17 protein-coding genes and 1 tRNA gene are annotated in these 22356 nt (G+C 50.9%); 13 read left to right on the forward strand and 5 right to left on the reverse strand.

The window, feature by feature from the left end; all coding sequences use genetic code 11:
• From dnaG to KFE80_05445, 4 genes are all read left to right on the forward strand, one after another.
• Positions 1–1998 (forward strand): DNA primase, encoded by a 1998-nt coding sequence (gene dnaG, locus KFE80_05430; GenBank protein UTW46328.1) that lies wholly within the window; start codon positions 1–3, stop codon positions 1996–1998.
• Between the two features lie 147 nt (positions 1999–2145).
• The gene (gene rpoD / locus KFE80_05435; protein UTW46329.1) at positions 2146–3957 is read left to right on the forward strand and encodes an RNA polymerase sigma factor RpoD; all 1812 of its coding nucleotides are present in this window, start codon (positions 2146–2148) and stop codon (positions 3955–3957) included.
• Between the two features lie 123 nt (positions 3958–4080).
• Positions 4081–4157, forward strand: a tRNA-Ile gene (locus KFE80_05440).
• 76 nt (positions 4158–4233) lie between these two features.
• Entirely contained in the window at positions 4234–5556 is a 1323-nt protein-coding gene (locus KFE80_05445; protein UTW46330.1) for a DEAD/DEAH box helicase, read from the forward strand.
• An 87-nt stretch (positions 5557–5643) separates the two neighbouring features.
• Here the strand turns inward: KFE80_05445 and KFE80_05450 are convergent, their stop codons facing one another.
• Both KFE80_05450 and KFE80_05455 read right to left on the reverse strand, forming a co-directional pair.
• Complete coding sequence (locus KFE80_05450; GenBank protein ID UTW46331.1) at positions 5644–6495, reverse strand: TIGR03915 family putative DNA repair protein; 852 nt, start codon at positions 6493–6495, stop codon at positions 5644–5646.
• Positions 6496–6522: 27 nt separating this feature from the next.
• Positions 6523–7815 (reverse strand): putative DNA modification/repair radical SAM protein, encoded by a 1293-nt coding sequence (locus tag KFE80_05455; protein UTW46332.1) that lies wholly within the window; start codon positions 7813–7815, stop codon positions 6523–6525.
• A 426-nt stretch (positions 7816–8241) separates the two neighbouring features.
• On the opposite strand from KFE80_05455, the gene KFE80_05460 reads away from it, so the two are divergent.
• The 5 genes from KFE80_05460 (at position 8242) to KFE80_05480 (ending at position 15728) form a co-directional block, all read left to right on the forward strand.
• A complete protein-coding gene (locus KFE80_05460; protein UTW46333.1) occupies positions 8242–11481 on the forward strand; it encodes a hypothetical protein in 3240 nt (1079 codons plus the stop codon).
• A gap of 251 nt (positions 11482–11732) precedes the next feature.
• A complete protein-coding gene (locus tag KFE80_05465) occupies positions 11733–12407 on the forward strand; it encodes a cupin domain-containing protein (protein UTW46334.1) in 675 nt (224 codons plus the stop codon).
• A gap of 1 nt (position 12408) precedes the next feature.
• Positions 12409–13239, forward strand: coding sequence for a formylglycine-generating enzyme family protein (locus tag KFE80_05470; protein UTW46335.1), 831 nt, complete (start codon positions 12409–12411; stop codon positions 13237–13239).
• Between the two features lie 122 nt (positions 13240–13361).
• A complete protein-coding gene (locus tag KFE80_05475) occupies positions 13362–14546 on the forward strand; it encodes an HD-GYP domain-containing protein (GenBank protein UTW46336.1) in 1185 nt (394 codons plus the stop codon).
• A gap of 12 nt (positions 14547–14558) precedes the next feature.
• Complete coding sequence (locus KFE80_05480) at positions 14559–15728, forward strand: GGDEF domain-containing protein (GenBank protein UTW46337.1); 1170 nt, start codon at positions 14559–14561, stop codon at positions 15726–15728.
• 6 nt (positions 15729–15734) lie between these two features.
• Here KFE80_05480 and KFE80_05485 read toward each other — a convergent pair whose 3' ends face one another.
• On the reverse strand, positions 15735–16541 hold the full coding sequence (locus KFE80_05485; GenBank protein ID UTW46338.1) for an ion transporter: 807 nt from the start codon (positions 16539–16541) through the stop codon (positions 15735–15737).
• 111 nt (positions 16542–16652) lie between these two features.
• On the opposite strand from KFE80_05485, the gene yciH reads away from it, so the two are divergent.
• Genes yciH through greB form a run of 4 tightly spaced genes read left to right on the forward strand, consistent with a single transcriptional unit; the run spans position 16653 to position 20731 of the window.
• A complete protein-coding gene (yciH, locus tag KFE80_05490) occupies positions 16653–16979 on the forward strand; it encodes a stress response translation initiation inhibitor YciH (GenBank protein ID UTW46640.1) in 327 nt (108 codons plus the stop codon).
• Positions 16980–16984: 5 nt separating this feature from the next.
• Positions 16985–18274: an amidohydrolase gene (locus tag KFE80_05495; GenBank protein UTW46339.1), complete on the forward strand. Its 1290-nt coding sequence runs from the start codon at positions 16985–16987 to the stop codon at positions 18272–18274.
• 9 nt (positions 18275–18283) lie between these two features.
• The gene (locus KFE80_05500; protein ID UTW46340.1) at positions 18284–20230 is read left to right on the forward strand and encodes a S9 family peptidase; all 1947 of its coding nucleotides are present in this window, start codon (positions 18284–18286) and stop codon (positions 20228–20230) included.
• Positions 20231–20731: a transcription elongation factor GreB gene (gene greB / locus KFE80_05505; GenBank protein ID UTW46341.1), complete on the forward strand. Its 501-nt coding sequence runs from the start codon at positions 20231–20233 to the stop codon at positions 20729–20731.
• 239 nt (positions 20732–20970) lie between these two features.
• Here the strand turns inward: greB and KFE80_05510 are convergent, their stop codons facing one another.
• A complete protein-coding gene (locus KFE80_05510; protein ID UTW46342.1) occupies positions 20971–21492 on the reverse strand; it encodes a hypothetical protein in 522 nt (173 codons plus the stop codon).
• A gap of 306 nt (positions 21493–21798) precedes the next feature.
• Entirely contained in the window at positions 21799–22278 is a 480-nt protein-coding gene (locus tag KFE80_05515) for a sel1 repeat family protein (GenBank protein ID UTW46343.1), read from the reverse strand.
• Between the last annotated feature and the right edge of the window lie 78 nt (positions 22279–22356).

The following is a 22356-nucleotide window of genomic DNA, read 5'->3' on the forward strand; positions in this document are numbered from 1 at the left end:
ATGGCCGGGAAAATTCCTCAATATTTTATAGACGACCTGCTGGATCGCGTCGACATTGTGGATGTGATCAACAGCCGGGTACAGCTGAAAAAAACCGGCAAGAATTACAGCGCCTGCTGCCCTTTCCACGAGGAAAAAACACCGTCTTTTACCGTCGCCCCAGACAAACAGTTCTACTATTGCTTCGGCTGCCAGGCCAACGGCAACGCTCTTGGTTTTGTCATGGACTACGAGCGCTTGTCGTTTCCGGAGGCAGTGGAGCAACTGGCCAACTATGTGGGCCTGGATGTTCCAAGAGAAGAAACCACCCCATTTGAAGACGAGCGCGCCAAACAGAAAAAGCGCCTTTACGGCACTTTGGAAAAAGCCGATCTGTTCTACCGCCAGCAGCTGCGCAGCCATCACTCTGCCCGTTACGCCATCGACTATCTGAAGTCTCGGGGCCTGGACGGAAAAATCAGCGCTCGTTTCGGCATCGGCTATGCACCGCCCGGCTGGGATAACCTGCTCAATGAACTCGGTGACGACCCCACCAATCTGCGCCTGCAGGTGGACACTGGCCTGCTGATTGAAAAGCCGGAACAGAACAAGCGCTACGACCGCTTCCGCAACCGCATTATGTTCCCAATACGGGATACCCGCGGCCGCACCATTGCCTTTGGTGGCCGGGTACTGGGGGACGATAAACCGAAGTACCTGAACTCCCCGGAAACACCCGTGTTCCACAAAGGCCGCGAGCTCTACGGCCTGTACGAAGCCACGCAAAGCCCCGGCGAACTGAACAATGTAGTCGTTGTGGAAGGCTATATGGACGTTGTGGCCCTGGCCCAGTTCGGCATTGACAATGCGGTGGCCACCCTGGGTACTGCGATCACCGGCCCGCACCTGGAAAAACTGTTCCGCTACACGCCGGAAGTGGTGTTTTGCTTTGACGGCGACCGCGCCGGCCGCCAAGCCGCCCATCGCGCCTTGGAAAACTGCCTGCCGATGATGGAAGACGGCCGCTCTGCCCGCTTCCTGTTTTTACAAGAAGGCCACGACCCGGACAGCATGGTGCGCGAAAAAGGCGCCGAGCGGTTTCGGGATCTGCTGTCGGAAGCACAACCGCTGTCCCAGTTCCTGTTCGCCACCGCCGGTGAAGGCATTGATACCGACACCCCGGATGGCAAGGCGCGGCTGGCCAAAAATGCCGCCCCCTATTTGAACAGCATACCGGCGAACATCTTCCGGGAGCTAATGATTGCGGAGCTGGGGAATCTCACCGGGATGAACCCAGACAAGCTGGATCAGCTGATCAGCACCAGCGAATCGCTACCGCCCGAACACCCGGAGCCCTCAACGGACAACACCGCCCAACCAACGAGTAGCCCAGACAACCCTGAGGCTCACAACAACGAATGGTATGGCAACGAGCCAAACCAACTGCAGCACGAGCCACCACCCTGGACGCAAGCAGCTCACGAAGACAATTTCAGCTCCGACACTACCACACAGCGCCACAGCAAAATGCAGCTCACTGCAGAACGCACTGCCATAGCGATTTTGCTCAACAATACCTCACTGGCGCAGCAAGTCAGTGATTGCGAACCACTGCAGCAAAGCACTAATCCGGAGGCTCAGCTATTGGCGGCACTGGTTGAGTATTTGCACAACAACACGGAGGCATCGTCTCACCAGATTCTCGGCCACTGGTTGGGCATGCACCGGGATGGTCAGGGCGCGCTGCTGGCGGAAATCGCCGCCTGCGATTCTATTTACCCTCCGCAGCACGCCGTGCGAGACAACTCCGCGGAGTTCCAGGACGCCATCAGCCTTATCCAACGCCGCGCCATGGAAACGCTGCCATTGGAACAGCAGGTGACTTTTTTGGTCAATAAGACACAGCCTAACGAAGAAGATGTAAAAGCCGCCTTACGACTGTTGCCAGCGGCCCTGCGCAGCGACCTCAGCGATGAGAAAAAAACTCAATTGAATCAAATAATTAGGCGAAAAAAGTAAACTCACACTAACCTTGATGAGAAACCGTTGACAAATCCCGCGAAAAGCCTTTATTTCCCGCGACAAGCCCCTATATATTCAGTATAATCCCCCGCTATTTTTCGCCCCACTACCAGCGGTGATTGATCACCGAAACGACGAGCAGAAATGACCGACGCCAGCCAACAACAATCCCGCATTAAAGAGTTGATCGCCAAAGGCCGTGAGCAGGGCTACCTGACTTACGCCGAGGTTAACGACCACCTGCCGCAGGACATCTCCGATCCGGATCAGGTGGAAGACATCATCCAGATGATTAACGACATGGGCATCAACGTGTTTGAAACCGCCCCTGACGCTGATCAACTGTTGATGTCCAGCGGTGACAACACCACCGATGAGATTGCCGCCGCTGAAGCGGCAGCGGCATTGGCTGCGGTAGAGACCGAACAGCACCGCACCACCGACCCAGTGCGTATGTACATGCGCGAGATGGGCTCTGTGGAACTGCTGACCCGCGAAGGCGAAATTGAAATTGCCAAGCGCATTGAGGACGGTACCCGCGACACCATGGCCGCCTTGGCGGAATGGCCGGGCGTGGTAGAAGGCCTGCTGGCAGAATACGACCTGATCGCCAAAGAAGAGCGCAAACTGGTCGACATCATCAGTGGTTATCTTGACCCGGTGGAACACGTACCCTCAGCCTTGAGCAAAGCTCAGCAGAAGGAAGAGTCTGGCGACGATGATGACGACGAAGAGGAAAACACCGGCCTAGACCCCGAAGAGGCCAGAGAGCGCTTTGAGTCCATGCGCAAGCAGCTCACCAAAACCAAGCGCTCGCTGACTCGCAACGGTCGCGACTCCGCCGCTGCTCAAAAGAGCCTGAAAGAACTGGCAGAAATCTTTAAGTTCTTCAAGCTGACTCCGCGGCAAATGGACCCCATGCTGGACAACACCCGCGAAGCACTGGCTCAGGTTCGCCGTGAAGAGCGCACCATCATGACCCTGTGCATCAAGCACGGCAAAATGCCCCGGGGCGAATTTATCAAAACGTTCCCGGGCAACGAGGCCAATCAAAAGTGGGTTGCCAGCATTCTCAAAGGCAAGCCCGCTTATGCAGAAACCCTCAAAGCGATGGAAGCTGAGGTGCAACGCAGCCAGCAGAAAATGCAGCAGCTGGAAGAAGTTCAGCAACTGTCCGTAGGCACCATCAAAGACATCAACCGCCGGGTTTCCATCGGCCAAGCGAAAATGCGCCGCGCCAAAAAAGAAATGGTGGAAGCCAACCTGCGTCTGGTGATTTCTATCGCCAAGAAGTACACCAACCGCGGCCTGCAGTTCCTCGATCTGATTCAGGAAGGCAATATCGGCCTGATGAAAGCGGTGGACAAGTTTGAATACCGCCGCGGTTACAAATTCTCCACCTACGCCACTTGGTGGATTCGCCAAGCCATTACCCGTTCCATCGCCGACCAGGCACGCACCATTCGTATTCCGGTGCATATGATTGAAACCATCAACAAGCTCAATCGTATCTCTCGCCAAATGCTTCAGGAAATGGGCCGAGAGGCAACTCCGGAAGAGCTGAGTGAGCGCATGGAAATGCCAGAAGACAAAGTGCGCAAAGTGTTGAAAATCGCCAAAGAGCCCATTTCCATGGAAACCCCCATTGGCGACGACGAAGATTCCCACCTGGGCGACTTTATCGAAGATACCAACATCCACTCACCAGTGGACAGCGCCACCAAAGAGAGCCTGAACGAGTCCACAAAAGACGTGCTCAATGGACTCACAGCCCGGGAAGCAAAAGTACTGCGCATGCGCTTTGGTATCGACATGAACACCGACCATACTCTGGAGGAAGTGGGTAAACAGTTCGATGTTACCCGGGAGCGCATCCGTCAAATCGAAGCCAAGGCGTTGCGCAAACTGCGTCACCCCAGCCGCTCCGAACACCTGCGCAGCTTCCTCGACGAGTGATTTAAAAAGGCTGTTGAAAGCATCAACAGCCTGACTATAATCACCACCCTTTTTAAGGCATTTGGCCCGGCTGGCAACCATGCATTGCGCACCGCTAACAGGGCTGGAATAAACCGGAAAAATGGGCCTTTAGCTCAGTTGGTTAGAGCACCCGACTCATAATCGGTAGGTCCCCAGTTCAAGTCTGGGAAGGCCCACCATTTTTCCCGTTGAAGCCATGCTCAACCTTTAATTGCCCTCCTTCTAGCTGACCCTTACAGCTCTCTGGAACAACTTATGACTACGGTTACTTTCGACAGCCTCGGCCTCGCCGAGCCTATTGCCCGCGCAGTCCGCGAAAAAGGCTATACCCAGCCCTCCCCTATTCAAGCTCAAGCTATTCCAGCGGTATTAAAAAGTGGGGATTTAATGGCGTCTGCACAAACCGGTACGGGCAAAACCGCCGCCTTTACCCTACCGATGTTGCACCGGCTTTTAGAGCGGCCAAAAGCCGCTCACAACCAGGCTCGCGCTTTGGTGCTGACACCCACTCGTGAGCTGGCAGCGCAGATACTGGACAACCTACAGGCTTACAGCAAGCACACAAAATTGCGCTCTGCGGTGGTATTTGGTGGCGTTAAAATTAACCCACAAATGCAAAAGCTGCGTTCAGGTGTGGAGGTGCTGGTTGCCACTCCTGGCCGCCTGCTGGATTTACACAGCCAAAACGCCATCAAATTCGATCAACTGGATATGCTGGTATTGGACGAAGCGGATCGCATGCTGGATATGGGCTTTATTCACGACATCAAACGAATCTTGCGTTTGCTGCCCAAAAAACGTCAAAACCTGTTGTTTTCTGCCACTTTTTCAGACGACATTCGCGAACTGGCCAGAGGGCTGCTGCATAACCCCACCGAAGTCAGCGTAGCACGCAAAAACACCACCGCCGAAACCATCGCCCATAAATTGCACCCGGTGGAAAAAAGTCGAAAAACCGCCCTTCTCAGCCACTTAACTCGCAACAATGGCTGGGATCAGGCGCTGGTGTTCAGCCGCACCAAACACGGTGCCAACCGGTTGGTTAAAGTGCTGGCTCGTGACGGCATAAAGGCCGCTGCCATTCATGGCAATAAAAGTCAGAATCAACGCACCAAAGCGCTGGCGGACTTCAAGAATGGCGAGATTACCTTGTTAATTGCCACCGATATCGCCGCTCGAGGTATTGATATTGACCAACTACCACAGGTGGTCAATTTCGATTTACCCAATGTGCCCGAAGACTATGTGCACCGCATTGGCCGCACCGGAAGAGCTGGCAGTAATGGCCACGCCATTTCATTAGTCAGCGAAGATGAAATCAAACAATTGCAAGACATAGAGCGGCTTATCCAACGCCACATAGACCGGGAAGAAGTGATAGGCTTTGAGCCGGAAAAGCCACTGCCGCCATCACGGAAGCTGACCCCAGTTAAACCAAAGCGACCGAAGAAGGCAAAAACTGTGGCCAATAGCGATACAGCTAACCACAGGCAAAACACCAAAAGTCGGCAGGGCCACAGAAAGCGCTTTCGTGGAGCTAACACTTCCGGAACTAAAGCAGCACGCAGCCAGGCGTAGATTGGACATCATAAGTCGTATAAGCAGTCACAACTGCTTTGCGATGGATAACATTTATTGGGCATTTTCTGGATTAACTGCCGTCATTTATCGTCGGCGCAGTTTTTCTTGCGCTTTTTGAACATAACGGGACTTTGCGGTTTTCTGCCAGTCATCGCTGTAGCCTTGATCAATCATTCTGGCAGTGCGCTGACGGGCACTTTGTTCCAGTTCAGGAATAAGCGCCGCTTCCGGCAAATTGCGCCAGTACTTCTTTGGCATTTCAGATTGCATAGCTTTGGATTTTAAGCGCGCCGGATTAAAAATACTCTTGTAATACGTTAACCACAGATCTTCCAACTCGTCCGTTGTATTTGGTTTTTGATGAACGCCATCACCGATTGTTAGCTGCTCCAGATTCCAGTGGGCGCAATGATCCGGCGTCAAAAGAGACCAGTGCATATTGTGAAAACGCTTCACAAAAAAGTGTATCCCGGCAGGTAATACCGGATGGCCAGGTTCAAACCAGGCAACAAATCGCTCACCACTTTCCAAGGATGCATCCGGTACTTTTTGAAAGCGCACAAACGCGTGCATTTTGTGGATTTCGCGGCCGACGGTTTTACACATTTTGTGCAAACAACGAATATCGTCATCGACGGGATTGGTCAGTAACCGTCGATCGTCAAACACCAAGCGCCAGGCGATGCGATACAGCAACGCCCAGCGGGTATGGCATCGGTAGTGAGAAGCACTTTTCGCCAAAGAAAAAAATTGCTTGGGGATGCGTAGCTCAGAGTGTTTAACCGCCAGCTGTTCCAATGACGCACTATTTTCATACAACAGGGATGGCTGAAGTTCGCTGTTCCAGCATACTTGATTTGGCTCTACCCCAGCCTTCAATAGAAGGCGTGCCTGATCTCGCCAGGCATCAAAATTGTTTGTTTTAAGAACCCACACTTGAACCGTCTCTTTAGAGCTATATATCTAGAACAACGCCATTTGCGGTGACTCGGTACGAGTAAAGTAATCTTTTAACTGGGGGCGATCGATGTATGGTTGTTGAGGATTGTAATCACAGGTTTCTACGAACGGAGCCACCTTTTTTACCGATAAGCCACACTTGGCCAAATGCGCGTAGCGCAGCGCATGGCTACGGCGCGCACGGATAATTCGCTGAGCGCCAATAACTCCAATCCCCGGCACACGCAGCAAGACTTCTTTGGGTGCACGATTGATATTCACCGGAAAGAAACTCCGATTGCGCAATGCCCAGGACAATTTTGGATCAATATCCAAGTCTAGCATCCCCGACGACGCTTTCTGGCTTTTTGTGCTGTTTTTAGCAACGATTTCATCGACTTGAAATCCATAAAAGCGCAACAGCCAATCTGCCTGATAAAGGCGGTGTTCACGCATCAGCGATGGCGGTTGAGCAGGCAGTATTTGCGAGGCGTTGGGAATAGGACTGAACGCAGAATAGTACACCCGTCGCATTTGAAAGCTGTCGTATAACTGGTGGGACAGTCGCAGGATCTTTTGATCTGACGAGTCGTCTGCACCAATAATCATCTGGGTGCTCTGCCCTGCTGGGGCATAGATACGAGATGCTGCTTTGGGCTTCAAACCCTGGGTGGTGCGCACTTTTTTTCGGTTGCGCCGCTGCTCTTTGGATTCATCAATCCGATTTTTCAGTTCGCCCATGGATTGTTGGATAGTGATTGGGCTTTTTTCCGGTGCCAAGCGTGCCAGCGACTGCCTGGACGGCAATTCAACGTTGATGCTCAACCGGTCTGCATACAAGCCTGCAGCCTCCAGCAATTCCGGGCTGGCATCCGGTATAGATTTCAAGTGGATATAACCGCGAAAATCGTGCTGCTTGCGCAGGCTTTTCGCCACCAGCACCAGTTGCTCCATGGTGTAGTCGGACGATTGGATAATACCGGAGCTGAGAAACAAACCCTCGATGTAGTTGCGTTTGTAAAAGTCCAACGTCAGATTAACAATTTCATCCACACTGAAGCGGGCACGCTGTACCGAACTGGACGAGCGATTAATGCAATAGCTGCAATCGTAGATGCAGAAATTAGTGAGCAGAATTTTTAACAGGGATATGCAGCGCCCATCCGGTGCATAGCTGTGGCAAATGCCCATTCCCGCAGACGTAGAACCCATACCTTTGCCATTGCGCGAATTGCGCTTGATGGAGCCACTGCTGGCGCAGGATGCGTCGTACTTTGCCGCATCCGCCAATACCGTAATTTTGTCTATTAACTCCACGATTAAACACCCAAAACTAGCTACGCTTGCCTCTAACCATATCTCAAATACTGTTTAAATATACAGTATTTTATTTAAACTAATCAAAATTATGTTACGTGTTTATCTATACCAAAGGAGCTTTACAGCGCTCTTCTTTAAAATAGGGAGCAGAAATTAGAGAAGCGCAAATAATCTCGGGAGCAAAAATAAACGAAACTTAGATTCGGCACTGGACGAAAACGAGTTGGCAGTTTTATTATCTTTGACGACTTGGATAAGAGCCAGTTACAACCAGCCAAGCCAAATTAGAAAAAACTATATAATTTTCAATAAGCTAAGCCCAGAAAAGAGTCCTATCTGTTTCTATGGCTTATACACTTACACCAGAAACACCAACAAAAATCAACGATACAAACACGCTATTTTTGGAAATGGAGAAAAGGAATGTTGAAGAAAATAAGCCATAGCCTGTTTTTTGCCATCGGACTAACGTCCGTCGCAGCTGCGGAACAAATACTCATCCAATCCGCACATTACACCAGAGATATACTGCCACCGCCTCCAGGTGAAACCTTCGATGCTTCGGCGGGCGAGTGGGGAATTCACATTGGTGGGCGCGGCCGAACTTGCAATTTAGGGACATTTCCTCTGCAGATGCGTTGGCATGCCAACCAAACCCTACGCCACGCCTTAGTTCAGGGGAATATTGCCAGCGAGCTGCACGAAATCGAAGAAGGGGAGTTTTGTTCAAGTGCAGTTGGTGTATTGATACGCGATAACGCTGCCAACTCTACCTTAGACGGTTTACGTATTGATGGTGCTTGGGACGCGATTCGGATTACCGGTGCAACTGCTGATAATTTTGAAATTAAAAACACCTGGGTCAGTAAAAATCGTTCCCGCTGTTTGCAAAATCTCAGTGGCAGCAGCGGACTGTTGAAAGACAGCTTATTTGAAAGCTGCTTCCGTGGCTTTTTTGTTGGCGGTGACGCCCCGGAAAACACATTGACCATAGACAATGTATTACTACAAGTAAAACCGTTTGATGCTATATCTACCCAAGCATTGACTATAGGCGGTGATGGTAGTGGCAATGTGCTGTTTGGTTCTTCCGGTGCCCCAAAACTGGCAATAAGTAACAGCGTATTCGCTTATGACTCCCCTGCATTGCTTGATGATCTATCGCAGCTCACTAATATGATTGGTACTGCCAATGGAAGGGTCAGCACCTGCACCAACAATCAGATTTTGTGGATCAGCGAGGACTTAGATACTAACGGCAATCCGAATTACAACAATGACGATTGGTATCCAGGCGATTTGAAAGAGCTGCGCAGTTGCTTTGAAGTGATCTCCGGTTTACATGCCAAGGTGGAGTGGGAGCGAAAACGTTGCGACTGGATCAATACTCATAACGACACAGTTCTCAATACCCTGCCAGGCTCTACACGTCGCAATGCTAACGATCCAACCACCTGTGATATCTCCTCCATAGCCGAGTTGACGGTGCTCGATGGCGGCCTTTATAGCGATGACGATGCATTTAATCCAGAAGGCAACCAATTTCGGCGCTTTGAAGCAAACAAGGTATACGATGCCAGCGAAACTACTTTTTATTTGAACAACTGTCGAGTTGAAAACCCTGACGACTTTCCTGGTCTTCGTCGTCAGGCCGGCTGTGCACATGCCTCTGATGACACCCCCGCCAAACCCGTTAATTTTTACCCAGTGTCACTGGGCGGCCCGCAGAACACCATTATACGACCATTGATTGCAGGTGAAGTACCACAGGATGCCCTGTGGCATCTCAGCTATTTGAACTCCGCTGGCATACTGATAGGTTCCAATGCGGTTAACTCCAAGGTTTACGGCGCGCGCATCAACAACAGCTGGGACGCGGTTCGCGTAACAGCGGATAATTTTGTTATCAGCGATGTGTATTCAACTGGTGGCCGTGATGATTGTATCGAAAATGACCCGAATAAAAGCGGGCAAATTCTCGATAGCCTCTTTGATGATTGCAACTTTGGTATTTCCCTGCGTGGGCCTAGTGAACTACCCAACGCCGAATTTACAGACACACTAGTGATTGACGGCTTGCTACTGCGTTTAACCGAGCACAGGGAGCTGCGAAATGAAAACAACAGCGATTCTGAGGAGCTAAAAGTTTTGCGACATGCGTTTAAAGCCAGAGCCAATTCCGCCGGGTTAAAAATTTACAATAGTATTTTTGCCTACGATGGCAAGGAAATTCACGGTAGCAACCATCTGGCTACAATGTTGGCACCCAATCCGGAACTTGGTATTGATAAACTCAAGGAGTGCGCGAATAACAAAATACTGTGGATGGACTCAGACGAACTGCCACCCCATTTAACCGAGTTTACCATTCCTACCTGTTTTGAAGTCATTACCGGTGTGCAAGCCCGCAATCTGTGGGAGAACGCTCGTTGCGATTGGTTAAACGCGCACCCAGAAAATATTACCCGGCGTATGCCTGATGAAGCACAAACCTGCACACCACCAGCAGTTCTAAGCGTCAGCGCGTCAGCCAACACAATCACCTTGGGCGACAGTGTGACCATGAATTTGACCTTGGGCACATCTGAATCAGAAACTTACGCCGATGAAGATATTTTGTGGTTCTCTTCCATTAATGATCAATTATCCGTTAATGGCCTTACCCCTGTATTAGAAGGTTTATCTATAGGCGAGCACAAAATTCGTGCACAAATCACTAACACCGCTGGGGCAAAAGCACACATCGAAACCACTATCACCGTTAACCCACCAGATCATTCAGTAGACCTAGCTAGTGATATCAGGCCACCGCTAACGGTTGGTGATATCACTACCTTGAGGGCGACTGTAAATGGTGATGCGCAAACGGACTATCAGTATCTGTTTGAGGTGCGCAATATCAGTGACGGCGCCCAATGGCAAGCACTAAACACACTGGGGGATAACGATACGCTGATTTGGAATACCTCTGGCTACAATGGAAAAATCAGGCTCCGCGTTACTGCCGTCAGCAAATTGGATAATAGCTTTAGCTTTTCTGGCACCAACACGCTTTGGGTCAACAGCACAAACCCGGTAACGCAGGTTACTCTAATACCAGACCAAAGCTTGGTGACCAATAACAATTCGGTACTTATCAGTGCACAGGCATACAGTCCACTACCCTCCTCCTACGACTACCGTTTTGAGCTAGTCGATACAACCACAAACACGAAGTATTTACTGACAGATTTTAGCCTAGCAAATACCTATTTGTGGGACACCTCAGCAATACAGGGTAAACATCGGGTTCTGGTATCGGCAAAAGCAGCAAACAGTAACGACCAACCCGTAAAAAACTCTGTAGTAGTCTGGCTCAACAGCGATGAACCAGTTACATCAACCAATTTGCAAACAATACCAGCCAGCCCTGCTGCACCCGGCAACCTGATAACTCTACAAGCCAGTGTAGATGGCGGTAGTGGTTCCGCAGAGTACGCCTTCCAGTACCGACTAGTGGATGGCGACCAATGGATAACTATTCAAGACTTCGACACTACATCCAGCACTGTTTGGAATACAAGTGGGTTAAGAGGAGACTACAGGTTACGAGTCCTTGCTAGAAATGCTGGCACTCTCGATAAACCTGTACGCAAAGCCATTAAGCTATTTAGGGTAGAGTAAAACTCACCTTTAAGTATCGTGTATCAAGCAGCCCGAATTAGCTAAAAGCTCAATTTGGGCTTTTGCTTCTTGTTTTCAGCTTAGTTGAAACAAAGTAATAATATGTTACGTTTTTGCCAAAGGCTGCTAACCGACAGCGCTTAACTCAGTGTATCTGATGCCTTCTCTGCAATAACATCAAACCTAATACGCAACTTCCTGATAGTTTTGCAGTCAATCCAATAACCTAAATGCTAACTATTGCAACTCCCATGACAACGCCATCAAAGCTAAACAGCGATTTCGCGTTACCCGTTGTTATCCGACCCGATGATTACTGCTGGTTGCCCTCCCCAATGCCGGGAGTCGAGCGCATGATGCTTGATCGCATTGGCAGTGAGGTGGCGCGAGCCACGTCCATTGTGCACTATGCACCCAACAGTGAGTTTTCGCCCCATACACATACCGGCGGCGAGGAGTTTCTGGTGCTTGACGGGGTTTTTGCCGATGAGCACGGCGAATACCCGAAAGGCAGTTACGTGCGCAACCCCATTGGCACCGCCCACACACCGGTTATTGGCTCTGAGGGCGCCACCATTTTTGTCAAACTGCAGCAGTTCGACAGCAACGACACCGAGCAAAAAATCATCGATACCACCAACAACGGCTGGCAGCCCGGCCTGGTGGATGGGCTAAGCGTATTGCCCCTGCACGAGTTTGGCAGCGAAAGCGTAGCGCTGGTTCGATGGGCACCCAACACAGGCTTTCAAGGGCACACGCACTGGGGTGGTGAAGAAATTTTTGTGCTCGAAGGCACCTTTCACGATGAATACGGCAGCTACCCCGCAGGCAGTTGGTTACGCAGCCCTCACATGAGTAGCCACAATCCTTTCAGCAAAGACGATGGCGCGCTGATTTATGTCAAAACCGGCCACCTGCCTTCGTAGCATGAAGTCCGTTCACAGCGCCTCTATCGCTCTTTTTCTTTACCTGCTTGCACCCAGCCTTGTAGCGGAAGTGCCTGAACAAAAAGTGATTAACTTACCCGGCGGCACTTTTGCCATGGGCTGCTCTGCCAACGACAGCGGCTGTGACCCGGATGAAGGATCAAAGGGAGGTGTGCTGGTGTCGGTAGGCCCTTTTGCCATTGATCGCCACGAAACCTCTGTTGCGGAGTACAGAACCTGTGTAGAAAGTGGCCACTGTGCATCAACGTTTGATTTTGTGCGCAATAAATACTGCACTTATGACGGCCCTGGGCGCGATCAGTACCCGTTGAATTGTGTGAATTGGTTTCAGGCTCAGGCCTATTGCCAGTGGCGTGGCGGCCGATTACCACTGGAAGCGGAATGGGAATACGCCGCCCGGGCAGGCAGTTCGGCGCGCAACGTATGGGGCGATAGCGACGCAACCTGTGAACAAGTGATTATGGACGACGGCGTCACCCGAGCAAACGCCGGTGAAGAAACCGATGGTTGCGGCCGCGACCTGTTATGGCCCCGGGGCAGTCGCGAGCCTAACGATTTTGGCTTATACGATATGCAAGGCAGCGTTGCCGAATGGGTGGCCAATCGTTACACCCCCAACTCCCATCAAGAGTACTATGCAAACGGTCAACTCAGCGGGCCTAACAGCGGCCGCCTCAAAGTGATTCGCGGCGGTGCTTGGGATGAATCCGCCCGCCGCCAGACCCTCTCCAGTCGCTGGGCAAAAGTGCCCACGGGCCACCGCAGCATCTACGGTTCCAACGGCTTTCGCTGTGCTTATGACCTGAAATAGCCATCTGTATTTCAGCAAAATAATGGCAATGAATCATTGGTCAAAACTTATACCAGTGCGGTGTAGACACCACTAACAAGTGCCACTATTCTTCAACACTATCAACAACATGGAATGACTGGATGCGCCTTACCAAAGTCTCTGTTGCCAACCTACAGCCGGGCATGTTTATTGCCGAGCTGGATCGCCCTTGGCTGGAGACACCGTTTGCCCTGCAGGGCTTTGTGGTTCGCGACCAGGACGAAGTACATTACATATCCCAATACGTGGATTATGTGTACGTAGACATCGATTATTCCGGCACCAAGGTATTCCTGCCGTTTACCCAACCCAGCCAAAAGGCCAAGCCTGAAGATCCCAGGTTACGCATTAAAGCGGATTTTCATCAGGCCAAACTGTCTTTTGAGAGTGCCAGCCAGTCTTTGGACCGGGTTTTCGACTCCTTATCAAAAGGCCGTCACACCGACATCAAGGTGGTCAAAAACGCGGTTAACCCGCTAATTGACGGGGTATTTCGCAACAAAGAGGCAGTGGCCGCGCTGGTGCGCTTAAAAGAAGCCAGTGACTACCGCTATAACCACGGTATTTCCATGGCCGTATGGGCGGCCATCCTCGGTCGCCACCTGGGGTTGCAGCGCAGCGAGCTGGAAAAACTCGTGGTGGGCTGTGCCATGTGTGATGTGGGCATGACCAAACTGTCTGGCGATTACCTGGAAAAGCCAGACCCACTGTCTGAAGAACAGCGACGCTCACTCAAGGAACACCCCATCGTCGGCTCCAAAATGGTGGCGGCCTCCGGTGATGGCGATATGGAAATCCTCGCCATTATTGAGAATCACCACGAACGCTACGATGGCTCTGGGTACCCACGGGGCGTGGATGGTGCGGCCATCCCTCTGCTTGCGCGTATTGCTGGTCTGGTAGACACCTACGACGCCATGATTACACCACGCCCTTACGCGCCATCGCGCAGCTCTTACGAAGCCGTGCAAGAGCTGCTGGACCTGAAAGGCCAAACCTTTCAGGAGTCTCTGGTGGAGCAATTTGTTCAGGCCATTGGTTTATTCCCTACCGGTTCACTGGTGGAACTGAACAGTGGCGAAGTCGCCATTGTCGTCAAGCAAAACGAGACTCGTCGCCTCAAACCGGAAGTGGTGTTGGTGCTGGATAGCGGCAAAAACCGCCGTCATCAGGTAGAGCTTGTTGATCTGGCCGCTTCCGGGTTAGTGGGGTCTGATGCTCGCTGGATCATCCGTGAGCTACAGCCAGGCAGCTTTGGTGTGAACAGTGAAGAATATTTCATTTAGGGCAAGTGTCTGATGGCCAGTTATCTCGGCTTGGTGGATCTCGCGGATTACGAGCATCTGGTAGATAGCCTGGGCTCTGAAAGTGCCAAATACCTGCGCCAGGACTTTTTCAATCGGCTTCAGGATTGGCCCCGCCCTGACGACAAAATCCGTATTCTTAAAAACCAGCGCTTTTTGGTGATCTTTCGTGGTATGGATAGCCCTGCTGCCCTGGAGCTGGCCACGGCAAAACTGGCGCGCTTGTTTGAGGAGCCCTGCGACTTGCTGGGTGACCCAGTGGCTATCCCAGTGCACGCAGGATTTACCCGGCTCCAGAGCGATACCCAAACAGCCATTCAAGAAGCACGGGCGGCCCTGCGTACCGCAAAACGCAGCGGCGAGCTGTACCAGGTTTACAGCCCTGAACAGCAAGGCAAGTTAAAAGATGAACTGCAACTGGTCAGCAATCTGGAAGCCGCAGTCGAGCTGGGCGAATTTCAGTTGCACTACCAACCCAAAGTGCACGCACGCCATAACAGCCTGGTTGGTGCAGAAGCACTGATACGCTGGCACACCAAAAAACGTGAAGTAGTGCTGCCCAGTGAATTTATCCACATTGCCGAAAAGCACACGGTGATTCGCCCAATGACCTGGTGGGTGATCAAATCCGCTGTAGCCACATTGTCTCGGTGGTCACCAGAACTCAGTATTTCAGTGAATGTCACGCCCTCACTGCTGCTGGACGACGAAATTTTTATCGTGGTGCGGGATGCCCTGGATATCTTTTCTGTCGAGCCACAAAGGCTGATTCTGGAAGTCACTGAAAACATTATGGTGGACAATCAAGCAATGATGTTGTCACAACTGGCCAAACTGCGCAAAACCGGAGTCAAAATATCCATCGACGATTTTGGTACTGGCTACAGTTCTCTGGCCTATTTTCGCGATTTACCGACGGACGAATTGAAGATCGACAAAAGTTTTGTGATGAGAATGCTTGGCTCACCCAAAGACCAATCCATTGTTAAAACAGTGATCGACCTGGCTCACAACTTCTCCCTGAAAGTCGTCGCCGAAGGCGTGGAAAACAAAGCCATTGCCGTGCGCCTCAAAGAGATGGGCTGCGATATCCTGCAAGGTTACTACTACGATCGCCCGCTGCCATTGGACGATTTCGATCAGCGCTACCGCCCCGGCCAATAACGGCCTTTATAATTTCGCACCACAAAATTTACAGTGCACCGCATCCCGGTCGTGCCCACTTTTGTCGCAATTTCGGCAGGCTCGGCCAATACGCTCACGTTGAATCTCCGTAGCCAATTCGGCGGTGAGTATGCCTGTGGGAATGGCAATAATGGAGTAGCCAGTCAGCATCGCCATGCTGGCGATGATTTTTCCGAACGCAGTGATCGGCACAATATCCCCATAGCCCACCGTGGTAATCGTAACAATCGTCCAGTAAATGCTTTTGGGAATGCTGGTAAAACCATTTTCTGGCCCTTCCACCAAAAACATCAACGTGCCGAATACCGTACAAGCCACCAGTACCGCACTGAAGAAAATAAAAATTTTACGCCGAGACTGATACACCGAGCGCAACAATACGTTTGCTTCGCTGGTGTAGCGCAGTAGTTTTAATACCCGGAATATGCGCAACACCCGCAATAGGCGAATCACCAAAATGTAATTGGCGCCATCGAAAAACAGCCCCAAGTAAGTGGGCACAATGGAAAGCAAATCCACCAGCCCGTAAAAGCTGAATATGTATTTTAATGGCTTCGGCGAGCAGTAGATACGGACCAGATATTCGAAGGTAAACACTGCGGTAAAGCACCACTCAATGGTGCGCAGCTCATTGCCGTAACGCTCACCTACCGCGGTGACGGTATCCAGCATCACCGCCACCACACTGATGCTGATCAACCAGATCAATACCAGGTCGAAGCGTCGCCCGGCCGGGGTGTCCGTGCCAAAAATAATCGTATTCAACCGCTGGCGCAGCGTAGTATCAGGCATGTTTTTTATTCCAAGCGTCATTTTTCTCGAAAGCCCGTAAAACGATTGTAGCACCGTGAGGGTTGAGGTTGGATGGGATACAATCGTGGCATCTACTTCAAGGACATCACCATGAGCAAAAACAGCCGCCTGGTTTATTCCACCGACCAGGGACGAATCAAGCCCCCGCAAGAAGATGTTGCCGATAGACCCAGTGGTGACGGCGTTGTCCGCCTCAGCAGAGAGACCAAAGGCCGCAAGGGTAAAGGGGTCACGCTGGTTACCGGACTCAACCTGCCTGAGCCACAAATGAAACAACTGGCCAAACGTTTAAAGCAGTTGTGCGGTGCTGGTGGCGCTCTGAAAAATGGTGTTATCGAACTTCAAACGGATAACCGGGAAAAAATAAAAGCCGAACTGGAAAAACAAGGCCACAACGTCAAAATCGCTGGAGGTTAGTTCCTATGAAACGCACATTACTATTGTTGGCATTACTCAGCCCGCTTACTGCCCAAGCGCAGCAAGGCGATTTTTCCGACCTTGTGTCTTTGTACAAACATTTTCACCAAAACCCTGAGTTGTCGTTCCACGAACAGGAAAGCGCGGCACTGATCACCTCACAACTGAAACAACTGGGTTTTGAGGTTACCAATGACGTCGGTGGCCATGGCTTGGTAGCTGTACTGCGCAACGGTGATGGCCCAACGGTGATGGTGCGCGCCGATATGGACGCCCTGCCGGTACAAGAGCAAACCGGAAAACCCTACGCCAGTACCAAAACCGTGGTGGACGAAAATGGTAAAACCGTACACGTGATGCACGCCTGCGGCCACGACGTACATATGACTGTACTGGTGGGTACTGCTCGCCAATTGGTTGCCAAAAAAGACGACTGGAGCGGCACGCTGGTGATGATTGGCCAACCCGCTGAAGAGCGCGGAGCCGGTGCCCGCAGCATGCTGGAAGACGGCTTATTCAAACGTTTCCCCCTCCCCGACTACAATTTAATGATGCACACCAGCGCCTCGCTGCCTGCAGGTACCATCGGTTACACACCGGAGTACGCGATGGCCAACGCGCAAACCGCAACGATTCGGGTAAAAGGTATCGGTGGCCATGGCGCCATCCCCCATAAGACCAAAGACCCTGTGGTACTCACCGCACAGATTATTACGGCGCTGCAGACCATTGTTTCTCGAGAAATATCACCCATTGATCCAGGGGTGATCTCAGTGGGCTCCGTGCACGGAGGCACCAAAGGCAATATCATCCCCGACTATGTGGATCTACAGATCACCATTCGTTCCTACCGGGATGACGTTCACAAGAAAATTACCGATGCCATCAGTCGCATTACCATCGGCCAGGCAAAAAGCTACGGCCTGCCCGATGAGCTGATGCCCGAAATCAGTTTTCGAAAAAACTACACCCCAGCGGTTTACAACCACCCGACACTGACCAAGCGTCTGTTGCCAACATTAACTGCGGCGCTTGGGGCTGATAATGTTCTTGAAGTGCCCCCCATTATGGCCGCCGAAGACTTTGCCCGTTACGGTCGTACAGCCCACAAAATCCCCAGCCATATGTTCTGGCTCGGATCGGTAAACCCAGCCAAATACGCCCAATCACAAACTGAAGGCTCGGAATTGCCATCATTGCATTCGCCATTCTTTGCTCCCGAGCCAGAACCTACCCTCAAAACCGGTGTTCGCGGCATGACCGCTCTGGTGATGGAACTCATGGAACAAAAGTAGGACGAGCACGTGAAAACAGCCCCTTACGGCTCCTGGAAATCACCCATTACTCCGGAGTTGATTACCAAGGCAGCGCCCGGTTTGGATCTACCGCAGGTCGACGGTGACAACCTCTACTGGCTGGAATCCCGCCCCTGGGAAAACGGCCGCAATGTAGTGATGAGGCGCAACAGTGATGGCACCATCAGCGATGCATTGCCTGCGCCCCTGGGAGCTCGCAGCAAAGTACACGAATACGGTGGCGCTCCTTACTGGGTCGCTAACAACGTGCTGTACTTTTGTTTGGATGCGGATCAACGCATCTATCGACTGACTTTGGACAACCCAGGCTCACTACCGGAGCCGTTAACACCAGAACCCGCATCGGGGGACCATTCGTTACGCTACGCGGACTTCTGCATAGATACGGTTAACCAACAGCTGATCTGCGTGTGCGAAACCCATCAACCCGGCCAACATGAACCTCACAATGCCCTGGTCAGCGTTCGTCTGGATGGCAGCCAGCAAATTCATACCTTGGCCAGTGGCGCTGACTTTTACAGCAACCCACGCATCAGCCCAGACGGCCAACAGATCAGCTGGTTGTGCTGGCACCACCCACAAATGCCCTGGGATGGCACTGAGCTGTGGCTGGCGGATTACAGAAATGGCAAACCACAAAAACCGCAGCTGGTGGCTGGCGGGCCCAACGAGTCTGTATTCCAACCCCAGTGGTCGCCACAGGGCGAGCTGCTTTTTGTGTCTGACCGCAGCAATTGGTGGAATATCTACCGGCTCGAAGCGGACGGCAGCGCGACAGCGGTTTGCTCAAAAGACATGGAGTTCGCCACGCCTCAATGGGTGTTTGGCATGTCCACTTACGGTTTTTTAAACGCCGACACCCTTGTTTGTTGTTACACCAAAAACAGCCAATGGCACCTGGCAACCATCGATGTGCACAGCGGCTGCTTAACCGACTACGGCAACTCATACACTGACCTTTCAGCGTTACACGCCAATGGCGGTAACGCCTACATGATTGCCGGTTCGCCCTACAATGGCCCACAACTGGTTGAATTTAGTAACGGCCAGATAACCGCGCTCTACGGTGATGATTCGCTGCCATTTGATCGAGGTTACCTCTCTACACCGGAAGCCATCAGCTACCCAAGCACCGAAGGTGCCACGGCACAGGCGATTTACTACCCACCCACCAATTTGGATTACCAAGCCATCGAAGGGGAGCTGCCACCGTTGATGGTGATGTGCCATGGCGGCCCCACCGCATCTGCTAACACCGCACTCAACCTGAAAGCGCAATTTTGGGCCAGCCGGGGATTTGCGGTTGTGGACGTCAACTATCGCGGCAGCACCGGCTTTGGCCGCCACTATCGAGATGCTTTAAAGGGCAACTGGGGCCTACGGGATGTAGACGATGTAGTGGCTGGCGCCAATTACCTGGCCTCCCAACAACTGGCTGACCCGCAGCGCATGGCAATTCGCGGCGGCAGTGCCGGAGGCTATACCGTGTTGGCCGCGCTGACCTTTCACAACACTTTTAAAGCCGGTGCCAGCCTTTACGGCATCGGCGACCTGGAAATGCTGGCAAGGGACACTCACAAGTTTGAAGCCCGTTATATGGACAGCCTGGTTGGCCCCTACCCGGAAACCAAACAGGTTTACCAGGCTCGCTCCCCCATCAACCATATCGAACAATTAAACAGCCCAGTGATATTTCTCCAGGGACTGGACGATAAAGTAGTGCCACCCAACCAGGCGGAAGCGATGATCGCGGCCCTCAACCACAAAAAAGTCGCCAACGCTTACGTACCCTTTATGGGCGAAGGTCACGGCTTCCGCAAAGCGGAAAATATTATTCGCGCCTACCAGGCAGAATTGTATTTTTACGCGCGTATTTTTGGCTTCCAACTGGCAGAGCCAGTAGAGCCCATTCATATCAGCAACTTGGAACACTGAATGGGCCGCTACAGACCACCGTCACCCAAAAGCTCCCCTTACATCACCGCCGCCGGTGCCGCACGACTGGAGGCAGAACTTAAACAGCTTTGGAAAGTAGAGCGCCCACAAGTCACTGCGGCAGTTCAGGAAGCCGCTAAAAACGGTGACCGCTCTGAAAACGGCGATTACATCTACGGCAAAAAACGCCTGCGAGAAATCGACCGTCGGGTGCGCTACCTGAGCAAACGCCTGGAAAATTTGACCGTGGTAGACCGCGCGCCCAGCAATCAGGAAAAAGTATTTTTCGGCGCCTGGGTCACTGTAGAAAACGATGCTGGCGAAGAACACCGCTATCGCATTGTAGGCGCCGATGAACTGGACCCATCGCAAAACTACATCAGCGTGGACTCGCCTATGGCCAAAGCACTACTGGGCAAGCAACTGGATGACGAAGCGACGGTGGTTACGCCGACAGGCCGGGAGGAATTAGTGATTGTGGATATCGAGTATCAACCATAGTAGTGGCCAACAATTGCACGCCCTAAAGTCAGGCGTATTCATCGATGCGCGATCGATTATGGAGAGTAAGAAATGCTGAAGCAAAACGTATATGGAAACCTTGTGCGATGGCAAAAAAATCTAGAAGGAAAAGCTTGTAAATTCAACCTGATCTGACAAGAACCTTCTGAAAAATCGGTAACTGTCAGATCAAGTCTGAATTACTACAAACTATGAATTCACCTCTCTTCTCGTAGTGTTTAGTTGTCAAAGTTTTTAGCTACTGAATCATGAAAGTCTTTTTCGGACATCTTAGTTTTGCGAACATCTTCCTGCCCAACAGGATAGCCAAACCTAAATTTAGTTTTTCCAATGAAGGGGTTAGGACGCTTGGGCATTTTTTTGTAATAGCGCCTTCCAGATATTACCAAGTTATCTTGATACTCTAAGACAATATCATAAAGCTGATTGTTATCAGAATCGGTCAACACTAACTGGATCAGGCTATCCTCATAGACAGTTTTAGTTTCAAGTATCCCGTCGAAGTCATCGTCGCTTCTCGCACTCTTTAAATAATGATTTAGATCATAAAACGAACTCTGGTCAACCTTTCCATCGAAATTTCGATCCATAAGTTCATAATAGCCACTTTTTGTATATTCATAGGATATATCAGAAACTCCGTCTCCATTTAAGTCTATAAAATTCTCCTCCACATCTTCAGCAGATATGGAGAAGCTTACAATCGCTAAATAAGAAACTACAATTTTAGAAAAAATCACATCGCCCTCTCTTTGTCCGTTACCACCAGTATCGCCTAAGGTAGACTTTTTTCTTAGGCTTTTCTTTGTAGCTCTCTGAGCCGCGCCTCAGTCTTCAGTTTTTTTCTGCGAAATCTTTTCTATTACTACTTAAGTTAAGCGTAACTGCTGCGAATTTCTGTTGCATCTTTCCAAGACTGATATACAGTGACCTCATAATGGGCTGCCATATATCAGAAAAAGCCTATCGTCTTTCTTTGGGTCACTCGTAGTGAAGCCTAGGCTTCTTGGCAAAATTCAGACCACATAACGCCGAGCCATGAATTGTCATTCTTTTAATTCACTAAGCACTTCAGCCGCCTCCTCAACACCTGCCTCAGCAGCTTTTTGAATGTATTTCAATCCAAGAATATGGTCTTTTTTAACCCCATTAGACCCATAGAAAAGATCAAGCCCATAACTTAATTGAGCCTTCGAATGCCCGTTGATTGCAGCAGCTTTAAACAGCATGGCAGCCTTCAATTTATCCTGTTCAACTAAATCTCCTCCATCATAATAAACGCCAAGCGCATATTGCGCTGGTGGATATTCAAATCCAGCCGCTTTGGTTAAAAGCCTAACACTTCTTTTTTCAAATTCTTCAATGCTCTCGCCATTCGATAAACCAAACATTGAAAATAAATATAACGCTTCAGGGTTCTCATCATTAATCAGTGGTTGAAGGATTTTGTAGGCAAGGCTGCAATCGCCTTGCTCAATTTCTTTTTTCGCGTCATCTAAAATTTGTCGAGTTTGTATCTTATCCATGGGGTATGATTGGATCTCCTGTTGGGCAGTTGAATCGGCTTTCACTGAATCAAAAGGAGGAATACTCTATATATCACT

The sequence above is a fragment of the bacterium SCSIO 12696 genome (assembly GCA_024397955.1).
Taxonomy (GTDB): Bacteria; Pseudomonadota; Gammaproteobacteria; order Pseudomonadales; family Porticoccaceae; genus SCSIO-12696.